Raw genomic sequence first — 14,074 nt, 5'->3', positions numbered from 1 at the left:
CTGTCAGTCCTTCCGTTTATGCGGCTCGCCCCGGACCACTTTCTGGGTCTCGGTGAGGATGCCACGCAAAATGCTCATTTCCGAACGCTCGACCGCCACCCGCCCATACAGCCGGCGCAGGCGCGGCATCAGGTGCTTGGGCTTTTCCGGGTCGAGGAAGCCGATGCCCACCAGGGTTTTTTCCAGGTGGTCGTAGAACAGCTCCATTTCGTCCATGGTTGCCAGCTCGCTGGCGTCAACCTTCTCGACTTTTTCCGGCGCCTCACCGATGGCCAACGAGGCCATGCGCACTTCGTAAGAGAGCACCTGGACAGCGGCCGCAAGGTTCAGCGAGCTGAAGTCGGGGTTGGAGGGAATGTGCACGTGGAAGTGACATCGCTGCAGTTCTTCGTTGGTCAGCCCGGCGTGCTCACGCCCGAACACCAGGGCGATCTCTTCGCCACCGCCGGCATGCTCCACCGCCTTGGCACCGCACTCACGCGGACCGATCAACGGCCAGGGGATGCTGCGCTCGCGGGCACTGGTGCCCATCACCAGGTTGCAACCGACCAGCGCCTGCTCAAGGCTGTCGACCACCTGGGCGTTGGCCAGCACATCGTCGGCGCCCGAGGCTCGGGCACTGGCATCCTCGGCGGGAAATTCTTTCGGCTGCACCAGCACCAGACGCGACAAGCCCATGTTTTTCATGGCACGCGCAGCGCCGCCGATGTTGCCGGGGTGGCTGGTATTGACCAGAACAACACGAATATTTTGCAGCAAGGTGTTGTGCTCACAGATGCAGGAATCAGGGCCTTCGATCTTACAGAACCGACAGACGTAACGCCATGAAAGCAAATGTGACACTTCTGCCGCCAAAGTTTTCTGCTAGAATGATCGGCTTTCTTCTTTAACATCTCCAGGTGACCCGCCCATGCAGCCTATGCTGAATATCGCCCTGCGCGCCGCTCGCAGCGCCAGTGAACTGATTTTCCGCTCCATCGAACGCCTGGATAGCATCAAGGTGGACGAGAAAGAGGCTAAGGACTACGTTTCCGAGGTTGATCGCGCCGCCGAGCAGAGCATCGTCAACGCCCTGCGCAAGGCCTACCCGAACCACTCCATCCAGGGCGAGGAAACCGGCCTGCACGCGGGTAGCGGCGAAGAAGGCAAGGATTACCTGTGGATCATCGACCCGCTGGACGGCACCACCAACTTCCTGCGTGGCATCCCGCACTTCGCCGTCAGCATCGCCTGCAAATACCGTGGCCGCCTTGAGCACGCCGTGATCGTCGACCCGGTTCGCCAGGAAGAATTCACCGCCAGCCGTGGCCGTGGCGCCCAACTCAATGGCCGCCGCCTGCGCGTCAGCTCGCGCACCAGCCTGGAAGGCGCCCTGCTGGGCACCGGCTTCCCGTTCCGTGACGGCCAGATGGCTGACATGGACAACTACCTGGGCATGTTCCGCGCCCTGACTGGCCAGACCGCCGGCATCCGCCGCGCCGGTTCCGCCAGCCTGGACCTGGCCTACGTGGCCGCTGGCCGTTTCGACGCCTTCTGGGAGTCAGGCCTGTCCGAGTGGGACATGGCAGCCGGCGTGCTGCTGATCCAGGAAGCCGGTGGCCTGGTGAGCGACTTCAACGGTGGCCACGACTTCCTCGACAAGGGCCACATCGTTGCAGGCAACATCAAGTGCTTCAAAGCGGTCCTGACGGCCATCCAGCCGCACCTGCCAGAGAGCATGAAGCGCTAAGCGCAGATCGCCTGAAAACAAAAAGCACCCCTCGGGGTGCTTTTTTATGCCTGACAGTTTTTACTGCCTGCGCCGGCCCTTTCGCGGGTGAACCCGCTCCCACAGGGTCGCATTACATCTGTGGGAGCGGGTTTACCCGCGAAGAGGCCAGTTCAGGCAACATCAATCACTGCCCGGCTTCGCTCAGGATCAGCTTGCCATTCTTGTCCACTGGAATGGTCGACCCCGGCTCACGGTCCATCTTCACCTTGCCAACCTGATCGCCAAGGGTGTAGGTCACGTTGTAGCCCACCACCTTCTCACTGATGTCATTCACCGTGTTGCAGCGGGTTTGCGTGGTGGTGTAGGTGTCACGCTCCTGCATGCCTTCCTGCACCTTGTTACCGGCATAACCACCACCGACCGCACCGGCCACGGTGGCGATTTTCTTGCCGGTGCCGCCGCCAATCTGGTTACCCAGCAAACCACCGGCGATTGCACCCACCACAGTACCGGCGATCTGGTGCTGGTCCTTGACCGGTGCCTGACGCGTCACGGCGACGTCCTTGCAGACCTCGCGCGGGGTTTTTACCTGTTGTTTGATCGGTTGCACGTCGGTGACCTGCGCATACTCAGGCCCCTTGTTGACCAAGCTGTAGGTCGCCACAGCACCTCCGGCAGTTACACCGACAGCACCCAGTACCGCACCCACCAGCATTGATTTGTTCACATGAACCTCCTGATCATACCCGCGGGGGTTAGCCCGCCTTCTCCCAGCCTTGGAGCAAAAAAAAAGGCGCGAGTTCAATACTCGCGCCTTTCGGGCAGCCAAACGGCGTGAGACAAGCCTTTATGGGCGCTCGTCCACACCTTCCGCCTTGGCCGGTGGGATCAGGTCTTCGCTGTTCAGGTTCAGCCAGATCAGCACCACGTTGGCGATGTAGATCGACGAGTAGGTACCGGCCATGACGCCGATGAACAGGGCCAGCGAGAAGCCGAACAGGTTATCGCCACCGAAGAACAGCAGCGCGGCAATGGCCAGCAAGGTCGAAACCGAGGTGGCGATGGTACGCAGCAGGGTCTGGGTGGTGGAAACGTTGATGTTTTCGATCAACGAGGCCTTGCGCATGACGCGGAAGTTCTCACGCACCCGGTCGAATACCACGATGGTGTCGTTCAGCGAGTAACCGATGATCGCCAGCACCGCTGCCAGCACCGTCAGGTCGAAGGTGATCTGGAAGAACGACAGGATACCCAGGGTGACCACCACGTCGTGGATCAGCGAAACGATCGCGCCCACGGCGAACTTCCACTGGAAGCGGAAGGCCAGGTAGATGAGGATGCCGCCCAAGGCCAGGAGCATGCCCATGCCGCCCTGGTCGCGCAGCTCTTCACCCACCTGCGGGCCAACGAACTCGACGCGCTTGAGCGTGGCCGGGTTGTCGCCGCCCGCCTTCTGCAGGGCAGCGGCTACCTTGTTACCCAGTTGCGGGTCATCGCCCGGCATACGCACCAGCAGGTCGGTGGTAGCGCCGAAACTCTGTACCACGGCTTCGTGGAAGCCGGAGTCGACCAGCTCGGCACGCACCGCCTTGAGGTCGGCCGGGCGCTCGTAGGTCAGCTCGATCAGCGTACCGCCGGTGAAGTCCAGACCAAAGTTCAGGCCTTTCTGCCACCAGCTGAACAGCGCCAGCACGGTGAGGAGCACGGTAATGGCGAACGCGACATTGCGCACGCCCATGAAGTTGATGGTTTTCATCGCAGCTCCCTCAAACCCACAGCTTCTTGATGTCACGCCCGCCGCAGGTCAGGTTGACCATTGCACGGGTCACCATGACGGCGGTGAACATCGAGGTGAAAATCCCGAGGGACATGGTGACCGCAAAGCCTTTGACCGGGCCGGTACCCATGGCGAACAGGATGCCGCCGACCAGCAGGCTGGTCAGGTTGGCGTCGATGATCGCGGTGTAGGCGCGGTTGAAACCTTCGTGGATGGCGCGCTGTACCGACATGCCGGCGTTCAGCTCTTCGCGGATACGCGAGAAGATCAGCACGTTGGCGTCTACCGCCATACCCATGGTCAACACGATACCGGCAATACCCGGCAGGGTCAGGGTGGCGCCCAGCAGCGACATCAATGCCAGCAGCAGCACCATGTTGCCCGCCAGGGCGATGGTGGCGATCACGCCGAAGCCGCGGTAGATGGCGATGATGAACAGCGAGACGAACAGCATGCCCCACAGCGATGCATCGATACCCTTGGTGATGTTGTCGGCACCCAGGCTTGGGCCAATGGTACGTTCTTCAGCGAAGTACATTGGCGCAGCCAGACCACCGGCACGCAGCAGCAGGGCCAGTTCGGACGATTCGCCCTGGCCGTTCAGGCCGGTGATGCGGAACTGGCTACCCAGCGGCGACTGGATGGTCGCCAGGCTGATGATTTTCTTCTCTTCCACGAAGCTTTGTACGGCAACGTCCTTCTCGACGCCGTCGACGGTCTGCTTCACGTAGCGGGTGACCGGCTTCTGCTCGATGAAGATCACCGCCATGCTGCGACCCACGTTGCTGCGGGTTGCGCGGCTCATCAGCTCGCCACCGTGGCCATCCAGGCGGATGTTCACTTGTGGGCGGCCGTGTTCGTCGAAGCTGGCCTGGGCGTCGGTTACCTGGTCACCGGTGATGATCAGGCCACGCTCTACAGGGGCGGAGCGGCCGCCTTCGCGGAACTCAAACACCTCGGTAGTGGCTTTGGACGCGCCTGGCTCGGCACCGAAGCGGAACTCCAGGTTGGCGGTTTTACCGAGGATACGCTTGGCTTCGGCAGTGTCCTGCACGCCTGGCAGCTCGACCACGATACGGTTGGCGCCCTGGCGCTGTACCAGCGGCTCGGCCACGCCCAGCTCGTTCACGCGGTTGCGCACGGTGGTGAGGTTCTGCTTGATCGAGTATTCGCGGATTTCGGCAACTTTTGCCTGGGTCAGCGCCAGACGCAGCACCGCAAGCTCGTTGCGCTCGGTGGTGGTCAGGTCGAAATCATTGAAATTCTTGCGGATCAGGGCACGTGCCTGTTCGCGGGTAGCATCGTCAGCGAAGCCCAGCATGATGCCGCCATCCTGCTGAGGCAGGCTGCGGTAGCGGACGCGCTCTTTGCGCAGCAAGGTCTTGACCTCGCCTTCGTAGACTTTCATGCGGGCAGTCATGGCCTTGTCCATGTCCACTTCCAGCAGGAAGTGCACACCACCGGACAGGTCCAGGCCCAGCTTCATCGGGCTTGCACCCAGGTTGCGCAGCCATTGCGGGGTAGTCTGGGCCAGGTTCAGGGCCACGACGTAATCATCGCCCAGCGCCTTGCGCACGACATCCTTGGCTGGCAGCTGGTCTTCCTGGTTGGTCAGGCGGATCAGCCCGCTGCCCTTCTCGCCCAGGCTTGCGCCCTTGACGGCGATCTTGGCATCGACCAGCGCCTTGCTGACGCGATCGAGGTCGGCCTGGTTCACCTGCAGCGCCGAGCTGGCACCGCTGATCTGCACCGCCGGGTCATCCGGGTAGAGGTTGGGAGCGGAATAAATGAAACCGACCACCAGTACCAGCACAATCAGTGCATATTTCCACAGAGGGTATTTGTTCAGCATCACGCCGCCCGTTCAAGACGCGGGGCGCGTTGCGCGCCCCGACTGGAAAATAAAACCGGTAACTCAGATAGCCTTGAGCGTACCTTTCGGCAAGGTGGCCGCGATGGCGCCCTTCTGGAACTTCAGCTCGACGGTGTCGGACACTTCCAGTACCACGAAGTCATCGGAAACCTTGACGATCTTGCCAGCGATGCCGCCGTTGGTGACAACTTCGTCACCTTTCTGCAAGTTGCTCAGCAGGTTCTTCTGCTCTTTGGCGCGTTTGGCCTGCGGGCGCCAGATCATCAGGTAGAAGATGACCAGGAAACCGACCAGGAAAATCCACTCGAAGCCGGTACCGGCTGGGCCGGCGGCAGGTGCTGCTGCGTCCGCGTATGCGGCGGGGATCAAGAAGCTCATTGGGCACTCCTAATGTAATTTTCTAATAATGTGTGCGAACAGTCAGTCCAGGGGCGGTACGGGAAGACCGCGCTTGGCGTAGAAGGCGTCGACAAAGGCGGCCAATTTACCCTGTTGAATAGCCTCGCGTAAACCGGCCATCAAGCGCTGGTAATGGCGCAAGTTGTGGATGGTATTCAGCATGCTGCTCAACATTTCGCCGCACTTGTCCAGGTGATGCAGATAGGCGCGGGAGAAGTTGGTGCAGGTGTAGCAGTCACAGGTCGGATCCAGCGGCGATTCATCGTGGCGATGGAACGCGTTGCGGATCTTGATCACCCCTGTATCGACGAACAGATGGCCGTTGCGCGCATTACGCGTCGGCATCACGCAGTCGAACATGTCGACGCCGCGGCGCACACCCTCAACGAGATCTTCCGGTTTGCCTACCCCCATAAGGTAACGAGGTTTGTCAGCAGGCATCTGGTCCGGCAGGTAATCCAGTACCTTGATCATTTCGTGCTTGGGTTCGCCCACCGACAGGCCGCCGATGGCCAGGCCGTCGAAGCCGATGTTTTCCAGGCCTTCCAGCGAGCGCATGCGCAGGTCCTGGTACATGCCGCCCTGAACGATACCGAACAGTGCCGCGGTGTTGTCGGCGTGGGCGTTCTTCGAGCGCTGGGCCCAGCGCAGCGACAGCTCCATGGAGGTGCGCGCCACGTCGTGCTCGGCCGGGTACGGGGTGCACTCGTCGAAGATCATCACCACGTCCGAGCCCAGGTCACGCTGCACCTGCATCGACTCTTCCGGGCCCATGAACACTTTCGAGCCATCGACTGGTGAGGCGAAGGTCACGCCCTCTTCCTTGATCTTGCGCATGGCACCCAGGCTGAACACCTGGAAGCCACCCGAGTCAGTGAGGATCGGGCCTTTCCACTGCATGAAATCGTGCAGGCCGTTGTGCTTCTTGATCACCTCTGTGCCCGGGCGCAGCCACAGGTGGAAGGTGTTGCCCAGGATCATCTCGGCGCCAATGGCCTCGATATCGCGTGGCAGCATGCCCTTGACCGTGCCGTAGGTGCCCACCGGCATGAACGCCGGGGTTTCCACGGTGCCACGAGGGAAGGTGATGCGACCACGACGGGCCTTGCCGTCGGTGGCCAGCAGTTCGAAGGACATTCGACAGGTGCGACTCATGCTTGATCCTCGGGGCCGCGCGGCGCCGGATTGCGGGTGATGAACATGGCATCACCGTAACTGAAGAAGCGGTACCCGTTCTCGACCGCCGCCGCGTAGGCGGCCATGGTTTCGGGGTAGCCGGCGAAGGCCGAGACCAGCATCAGCAGCGTGGACTCCGGCAGGTGGAAGTTGGTCACCAGGGCGTCGACCACATGGAACGGCCGACCAGGGTAGATAAAGATGTCGGTGTCGCCGCTGAAGGCCTTGAGCACGCCATCACGTGCCGCGCTTTCCAGCGAGCGCACACTGGTGGTGCCAACCGCGATCACCCGGCCGCCGCGTGCGCGGCAGGCTTCGATGGCGTCGACCACATCCTGGCTCACTTCGAGCCACTCTTTATGCATGTGGTGGTCTTCGATCTTGTCGACCCGCACCGGCTGGAAGGTGCCCGCGCCCACGTGCAGGGTCACGAAGGCCCGCTCCACGCCCTTGGCGGCGATCTTTTCCAGCAGCGCCTCGTCGAAGTGCAGGCCCGCCGTGGGCGCTGCAACCGCACCGGCACGCTGGGCGTACACGGTCTGGTAACGCTCACGGTCGGCGCCCTCGTCCGGGCGGTCGATGTAAGGCGGCAGCGGCATGTGGCCGACGCGGTCGAGCAGTGGCAGCACCTCTTCGGTGAAGCGCAGCTCGAACAGCGTGTCGTGGCGCGCGACCATTTCGGCCTCGCCACCGCCATCGATGAGGATGACCGCGCCTTCTTTCGGCGCCTTGCTGGCACGCACATGGGCCAGCACCCGGTGGCTGTCGAGCACACGCTCCACCAGCACTTCCAGCTTGCCGCCGGAGGCTTTCTGGCCAAACAACCGCGCCGGGATGACCCGGGTGTTGTTGAACACCATCAGGTCGCCGGGGCGCAGGTAGTCGAGCAAGTCGGGGAATTGCCGGTGCGACAGCGCGCCGGTCGGCCCATCGAGCACCAGCAGACGGCTGCCATGGCGCTCGGCCAACGGGTGGCGGGCGATCAGGGAATCAGGGAGTTCGAAGGAGAAATCGGCGACGCGCATGATGATGTTCGGTTCGGCAGGGCCGGGAAGTTTAGCCCAATGTGTGAAAATTGACCATGAAAGCCGATTGACCGACTAGCGGCAGCTCTCTATACTGCGCGCCACACGCCCTGATGGCGGAATTGGTAGACGCGGCGGATTCAAAATCCGTTTTCGAAAGGAGTGGGAGTTCGAGTCTCCCTCGGGGCACCAAGATCCGGAAAAAACCGACCTTATGGTCGGTTTTTTTTCGCCTGCATTTTGATCTGTCGTACAGATTGCAGCTTGCACGGTCACTGTAGGAGCGGCTTTAGCCGCGAACACCGGCAAAGCCGGTGCCATCCACCGCGGCGCCCGATTCGCGGGTGAACCCGCTCCCACAGTAGAGCGTGCCCGGTTTTAGAAATCCGCCCGCAGGGTAACGGTGTAGTTACGCGGATCCCCGTAGTAGTTCGCCGCATACAGCCAACCGATGCTGGAGAAGTACTTCTTGTCGAACAGGTTGTTGCCGTTCAGCGACACGCTGAAGTTCTTGTTGATCTGGTAAGCCACCCGAGCGTTCCAGATCGCATAACCGGCCTGCTCGATCTTCCCTACCCCATCTGTCCCACCAAAGTTGCCATGGTAATTGCGGCTCTGGATGTTGGCGCCAGCGCCCACGGTCCATGGGTCCAGCTCGCCTGGCAGGTTGTAGTCCGCCCAGAAGCGCAGCAGGTGCTTGGGCGTGTAGGTGTTGAAGGTGCCGCCGGCCTGCGACTCGCCATCAGCCGGGTCGTTGCGGTACTCGGTGTGGGTGTAGGTGTAGCCGGCAAACAGCTGCATGCGGTCCAGCACTTCACCGCTGATCTCTGCGTCGAAGCCCTGGGTACGCACTTTGCCGCCGGCCACGTAGCAGTTCTCGCCACCGTCAGTACCGCACTCGGCGGCCTGGGCGCGGTTCTCCTGGTCAACCTGGAACAGCGCGAAGCTGGTATTCACGCGACCATCGAACAGCTCACCTTTGAGGCCCAGCTCATAGTTGGCGCCTTCGATGGGTTTGAGCGGGGCGTTGTCCACGCTCAGCTCGGTCTGCGGCTTGAAGATGTCGGCGTAGCTCACGTAGGCCGACCACTGGTCGTTCAACGCGTAGATCAGGCCGCCATAAGGCGTGAACTCGCCGCTTTCGCGCGAGTGGGCCGGGGTTGGCGATACGCCGTTGAAGCGGTGCAGTTCATAGTCGTAGGTGTAGTTGCTGGTGCGCCCGCCCACTACCAGAGTCAAAGGGTCGGCCAGCTTGTAGCGCGTGACCGCGTACAGCCCGTTCTGGCGGATCTTGCCCTTGGAAGTGCCGGGGTAGGTGTTTGTAGTGCCGTTGCCCAGCAGTTGATCCTGGGTCGGGCGCTGTGGCGAGACGGGGTCGTAGATGTTCATCGGGCCCAGGTTCAGGAAACCGCCTTGCAGGTCGTCGGTCTGCAGGTCACTGGCGTTGGCGCCCACCACCACCTCGTGCTCTCGGCCAAAGGCACGCCACTTGCCGGTCAGGTTGATGTCGGCGCCCTTGTTGATGTTCTCGAAGTCGTACATGTAGGCACGCGAGCGCATGCCGTCGCCGGTGGCCGGGTCCACAGCGCCACGGCCGAAGCTGTAGAGGATGTAGTTGGTTTCGCGCATGTAGCTGCCAGAAGCCTTCAGGCGCCAGTCTTCGTTGAAGTCGTGGGTGACGTCGGCAAAGTAGGTGGTCTGCTTGTTGTCCCACGTGTTCCAGTCGGCACCGGTGTAGGTGGAACGGCTGACGTTCAAGGCGCTGCCATCCTTGTTACGCGGCAGGCCGCTGAAGAACGGCGTTGAATGCAGGTCTTCGACACTAGCGCCCGCCGCTACCGTCGTCGCGTCGCTGAGGTCGTATTCAAGGATGCCGTAGAGCACGTTCTTGCGGCTTTCGGCGGTATCGTAGAAATAGTTCTGGTCTTCGTGCCCGGCCACCACACGGCCACGAAGCGAGCCGTCGGCATTGAGCGGGGCGCCGGCATCGACGGTCTGACGATAGGTGTCCCAGGAGCCGGCGCTGGCAGTCACTGACAAGAACGGCTCGGCTTTCGGGCGTTTGCGCACCAGGTTGATGGCTGCGCCGGGGTTGCCGCTGCCTTGCAACAGGCCGTTGGCCCCGCGCAGGATTTCGACGCGGTCGTACAGCAGCGTGTCGGAGGTGAAGCTGCTGCCGATGGCGTAATAGCGGCGGTCGAGTGGCACGCCGTCGTACTGGATGGTTTCCACCTCGAAACCACGGGAGTAGATGTACTTGCCGCCGGACGGGCTTTGCAGGGTGGTAATGCCCGTGGTCTTTTCAAGCACTTCATCCAACGTGTCCAGGCGCTGGTCATCCATGGCCTTGCGCGTGACCACGCTGACCGATTGTGGAATGTCCTTGAGGCGGTGGGTGCCCTTGCCAATGGTGACGGCGTTGGCGGTGTAGCTGCCGGAGCCCTCGGTGGTTGCGTCATCCTGGACACCATTGATGTTCAGCGGCTCCAGGTTCAAGGCGGCGCCGCCAGACGCTGCACTCAGGGGGACGGGCTGCAAGCCATAGACGTTGTTGCCCCGGCGCACGGCCTGCAGGCCGGTGCCGGCCAACAGGTGCTGCAAGCCTTCTTCGACACCATACTGGCCCTGCAACCCCGGGCTGGAGAGGCCACGGGTCAGCTCCGAGGTGTATTGCAGGGTAAACCCTCCTTCACTGGCAAACCGGGCAAGCACCTGGGCCAGGGAGCCAGACGCGATGCTGTAGGCCTGCGGCGCCTGCACAGGCGCAGCCAGGGCATGCACGCCAACACCTTGCAGGGCGATGGCCAAGGCGCTCAGGGCGAGTATCCGACGGTAGCTGGGCACGCGTGGTTGAACCATGGCGAGGCCGGTCGTGGCGACCGGTGAAGAAGAGCGGATCATTGAGAAGTTGTCCCTATTGTGTGTGGCAGTTCCACAGATAAGGACTGACGAGTTTCAAAAACGGGCCAATTCTCATTAACGTTTGCTGACAGTCACCCAGTAGCGGGTGCGGTAATCCACCTGCACCGCCAATGTGGCTGGCAGCGCGGCCAAAATGGCGTCAGTGTTTTTCAGCTGGAAAGCGCCGCTGATCAACAGATGCCCAACTTCAGGCTGGCAGCGTAGCCAGCCCGGTCGGTAGCGCCCCAGCTCGCTGAGGAATTCGCGCAGAGGCATCTCCTCGACCACCAGTTGGCCACGGGTCCACTGGCTGTCCTGCTCACGGGCTGCGACCAAGGCACCCTGCCCCGAGGCATCGAAGGTCAGCTGCTGGCCGGCCTCAAGGATTTGCACTGGCCCACGGGCAGGCGTCACCCTTACCGCCCCCTGGAACACGGCCAGTTGTGTCGTGCCTTCGCGCTGGCGGACCATGAAGCGCGTACCCAGAGCCTCCATCAGGCCTTGCCCGGTAGTAACACGCAGTGGCCGGTAAACAGTGCTGTGGGCATCCGGCCCGCTGTCGACCAGCACCTCGCCACGGCGCAGGCTGATCAGCCGTTGATGCGCGTCGAAGTCCACGTCCACGGCGGTATCGGTGTTCATGTCCAGCAACGTGCCGTCAGCCAAGGTCATCTGTTTATGCTGGCCAACGTCCGTGGCATAAGCCGCCTGCGGCACAATCTGGCGATAACCCACATAACCGAGCGGCGCGACGATGGCCAGTGCCAGCATCTGCTTCATCACCTGCCGGCGCTCACGGTTCAAGGTGCCCATGGCCAGTTGCTGCGGCAGCATGCCCAACCGGGCCTGCACCCGAAGCGCCTTCTGCCAGGCCCGCTCATGCTCAGGCGCCGCCGCGCGCCAGCGGCTACAGGCAGCGCGCTGGGCCGGGCTGACGGCTTCGTCGAGCATCAGCATGTGCCAGTTGGCGGCTTGCCGGGCCACTTCCGGCGTGATGCGGGGTTGCTGGCTGGGCATCAAAAGTCTTCGTCGAACAGGATGCAGGCTTGCAGCGCATTGGCCATGTGCCGCTTGACCGTGCGCTCGCCAATGCCCAGGCGGCGTGCCACCTCGATGTAGGTCAGGCCCTCCAGCTGCACCAGCAGGAACACCGAGCGCACCACCGGTTTGAAGGTGTCGAGCAGTGCATCCAGTTGCTGCAGGGTTTCGCGCATTTCCCACTGTTCTTCGGCAGACAGCGCGAACAACTCCGGCAATTGCGCGAGCATGTCCAGGTAGGCGCGCTCCAGTGACTGGCGCCGGAAGTGGTCATGCACCAGCCGCCGGCTCACCGTTGCCAGGTAGGCCCGGGGGCGCTGCAGGCTCAGGCTGGCACCCGCCTTCTGCTGGGCCTGAAGGATCCGCAAGAAGGTGTCCTGAGCCAGGTCGGCGGCTTGTGCCGAACAGCCCAGCCGGCGGTATAGCCACTGCTTGAGCCATCCATTGTGCTCGGCATAGACCTGACTCAGATCGTCGTTAATCACGGGTATCCCTCCGGGCGAGGATGGCACCTTAGATGATAACGATTATCAGATCAATTATTCCTGTGCCGGCCAAAGCCTCAGGCGGGTTTGGTCCCGAGATCCTCAGCAAACCGAAGCAGGTACCCGTCAGGGTCCTGCACCAGGAAGTTGCGCTGGCCAATCAATACATGAGCGCTGCGGTACCAGCGCTCTTCAACCGGGTTTCTCAGGCCATGCCCTGCTGCGTTCAACGCTGCAACCAAAGCCAATGCATCAGGGCATGCGATAGACAGGTTGATCCCGCGCCCATAGGGCGGCTCCAGCGGGCCAACGCGCCAGGGTGATTCGCTGTGCCAGTCCTGTTCCAGCATCAACTGGCTGCCGCCAAAAGACAGGAAAGCGAATTGGTCTTCAGGCCGTTCGTACTCGACCTTGAAGCCAACTATGCCGCAGTAGAAAGCAAGGCTGCGTTCGATATCACTGACAATGAGTTCAGGCACGAGCGCATTCGATTCAACCATTCTTGAGTCCCTTCAATTCCCCAAACAAAGACAACGCGGAAGGCCCACAGCCCCTTGTCAATTTGACGCCGCCCCAATGACTTCAAGGCCTCCAGCCATGCATGAAGCCTATTGGCCACGATATGCGCTAGCGCTTAACCTGTCACTCGTCGGATATATTCCGAAAGTATTGTTAGCGTAATGGCACTTCGCCATAGTTGCGCTCCCTTTTCACCACGCACCGTGTGACCCATGAAAACAATCGCGCCCTGCATGGCGGCAATGATGCTGCTCAGTGGGTGCAATGGAGTGCCAACCTCGTACGTTTCCGATCCCGTCTACAGCCAGGCTTTCGTGGTCACCTCCGGTGCCCCGCTGCCCATGTTGCTGATGGCCAGCGCCATCCAGTGGAACGAGGATTACGCCGTAACCGCCAAACACACCCCCTTCCTGCGCAACGTGGTCCACGAGGGCCTCGGTGATGTGGTATTCTTCAAGCACAAGGCGAGCAACGTGCCGGATTGGCGCCAGTATGTGCCTGGCGAAGCCGTGACGGCGGTGGGTTTCAACAGTTTCATGATGCCGATGCAGGGCAAGGGCCATGCGCTCCCGTCGCTGGTGCGGCTTGAAGGCACGCCAGGCAGCGTCTTCTATTCGGTGCACGACGGCCCGATCACCAAGGGCATGTCGGGCGGGCCTGTGTTCGCCGATGACGGCAAGGTGGTCGGCATCAACGTGGCCATCATCCCCACCCGCGAGATCGATGCCGGCAAGCGCCCGGACCTGGCTGGCAAGGAGCGGATCAGCGTGTTCATGTCGTTCAACGAGATCGACAAGGAATGGCGACGCTTTCAGTACCTGACGGCGCACAAGGGCAAGCCTCAGGCACCGGCTTCGGTCAAAGGCTATGTGGCGGTTGCTGCCAAGCCTTGAGTCAGGTTCCGGGGCGCGTTTGCGAATGATAAGCGGCTTGTGATGTGAGGCTGATGGCCTCTTCGCGGGTGAACCCGCTTGTATGGTTAGACTTGAAGGGGTGGTGGGACTAAATGCCCGATTCTGACTGCTCGCATCAGTACAGACCGTGGGAGACATCGCCCCACCCCTTCCACCAAAGCGCCGATAAAGAATGCATCGTTTACAAGCGACGATAGAAGCAAGCCAGCGCCTCTTGGTGAAACCCCTTCAAGCCGAAAAACCATAGCGTGAGGAG

At 61.7% G+C, this 14,074-nt stretch carries 13 protein-coding genes and 1 tRNA gene; 3 read left to right on the top strand and 11 right to left on the bottom strand.

The window, feature by feature from the left end; all coding sequences use genetic code 11:
- Positions 1-3: 3 nt before the first annotated feature.
- Complete coding sequence (gene trmJ / locus QQ992_RS04650) at positions 4-759, bottom strand: tRNA (cytosine(32)/uridine(32)-2'-O)-methyltransferase TrmJ (RefSeq protein ID WP_286112391.1); 756 nt, start codon at positions 757-759, stop codon at positions 4-6.
- 151 nt (positions 760-910) lie between these two features.
- Here trmJ and suhB point away from each other — a divergent pair, with 151 nt between their 5' ends.
- Positions 911-1,729 carry a type III secretion system regulator SuhB gene (gene suhB, locus QQ992_RS04645; protein ID WP_003248548.1) on the top strand — a complete coding sequence of 273 codons (819 nt, stop codon included), beginning with the start codon at positions 911-913 and terminating at the stop codon, positions 1,727-1,729.
- 166 nt (positions 1,730-1,895) lie between these two features.
- On the opposite strand, the gene QQ992_RS04640 is transcribed toward suhB, so the two are convergent.
- The 6 genes from QQ992_RS04640 to queA all read right to left on the bottom strand — a co-directional run bounded on the left by QQ992_RS04640 (position 1,896) and on the right by queA (position 7,961).
- Entirely contained in the window at positions 1,896-2,438 is a 543-nt protein-coding gene (locus QQ992_RS04640) for a glycine zipper 2TM domain-containing protein (protein ID WP_025753813.1), read from the bottom strand.
- Positions 2,439-2,558: 120 nt separating this feature from the next.
- Positions 2,559-3,467, bottom strand: a complete 909-nt coding sequence (gene secF, locus QQ992_RS04635) for a protein translocase subunit SecF (protein WP_016713214.1) — start codon at positions 3,465-3,467, stop codon at positions 2,559-2,561.
- A 10-nt stretch (positions 3,468-3,477) separates the two neighbouring features.
- On the bottom strand, positions 3,478-5,340 hold the full coding sequence (gene secD, locus QQ992_RS04630; protein WP_016713215.1) for a protein translocase subunit SecD: 1,863 nt from the start codon (positions 5,338-5,340) through the stop codon (positions 3,478-3,480).
- A gap of 63 nt (positions 5,341-5,403) precedes the next feature.
- The gene (yajC, locus tag QQ992_RS04625; RefSeq protein ID WP_008092587.1) at positions 5,404-5,739 is read right to left on the bottom strand and encodes a preprotein translocase subunit YajC; all 336 of its coding nucleotides are present in this window, start codon (positions 5,737-5,739) and stop codon (positions 5,404-5,406) included.
- A 42-nt stretch (positions 5,740-5,781) separates the two neighbouring features.
- The gene (gene tgt / locus QQ992_RS04620) at positions 5,782-6,897 is read right to left on the bottom strand and encodes a tRNA guanosine(34) transglycosylase Tgt (protein ID WP_003248558.1); all 1,116 of its coding nucleotides are present in this window, start codon (positions 6,895-6,897) and stop codon (positions 5,782-5,784) included.
- 14 nt (positions 6,898-6,911) lie between these two features.
- Positions 6,912-7,961, bottom strand: a complete 1,050-nt coding sequence (gene queA / locus QQ992_RS04615; RefSeq protein WP_016713217.1) for a tRNA preQ1(34) S-adenosylmethionine ribosyltransferase-isomerase QueA — start codon at positions 7,959-7,961, stop codon at positions 6,912-6,914.
- 107 nt (positions 7,962-8,068) lie between these two features.
- On the opposite strand from queA, the gene QQ992_RS04610 reads away from it, so the two are divergent.
- A tRNA-Leu gene (locus QQ992_RS04610) sits at positions 8,069-8,153 on the top strand.
- A 186-nt stretch (positions 8,154-8,339) separates the two neighbouring features.
- Here the strand turns inward: QQ992_RS04610 and QQ992_RS04605 are convergent.
- The 4 genes from QQ992_RS04605 to QQ992_RS04590 all read right to left on the bottom strand — a co-directional run bounded on the left by QQ992_RS04605 (position 8,340) and on the right by QQ992_RS04590 (position 12,885).
- Positions 8,340-10,820 carry a TonB-dependent siderophore receptor gene (locus QQ992_RS04605; protein ID WP_286112387.1) on the bottom strand — a complete coding sequence of 827 codons (2,481 nt, stop codon included), beginning with the start codon at positions 10,818-10,820 and terminating at the stop codon, positions 8,340-8,342.
- A gap of 117 nt (positions 10,821-10,937) precedes the next feature.
- Positions 10,938-11,879, bottom strand: coding sequence for a FecR domain-containing protein (locus tag QQ992_RS04600; RefSeq protein WP_286112385.1), 942 nt, complete (start codon positions 11,877-11,879; stop codon positions 10,938-10,940).
- A complete protein-coding gene (locus QQ992_RS04595) occupies positions 11,879-12,385 on the bottom strand; it encodes a sigma-70 family RNA polymerase sigma factor (RefSeq protein ID WP_060499947.1) in 507 nt (168 codons plus the stop codon). Before QQ992_RS04595 ends, QQ992_RS04600 begins: the two co-directional genes overlap by 1 nt.
- Positions 12,386-12,462: 77 nt before the next feature.
- Positions 12,463-12,885, bottom strand: coding sequence for a bleomycin resistance protein (locus QQ992_RS04590; RefSeq protein ID WP_286112384.1), 423 nt, complete (start codon positions 12,883-12,885; stop codon positions 12,463-12,465).
- A gap of 264 nt (positions 12,886-13,149) precedes the next feature.
- On the opposite strand from QQ992_RS04590, the gene QQ992_RS04585 reads away from it, so the two are divergent.
- Positions 13,150-13,797, top strand: coding sequence for a trypsin-like peptidase domain-containing protein (locus QQ992_RS04585; RefSeq protein ID WP_286113898.1), 648 nt, complete (start codon positions 13,150-13,152; stop codon positions 13,795-13,797).
- Positions 13,798-14,074: the final 277 nt, after the last annotated feature.

The sequence above is a fragment of the Pseudomonas kurunegalensis genome (genome assembly GCF_030291635.1).
GTDB lineage: Bacteria > Pseudomonadota > Gammaproteobacteria > Pseudomonadales > Pseudomonadaceae > Aquipseudomonas > Aquipseudomonas monteilii.
The sequence above is the reverse complement of the archived record's forward strand: the minus strand, read 5'-3'. Positions and strand labels throughout refer to the sequence as shown.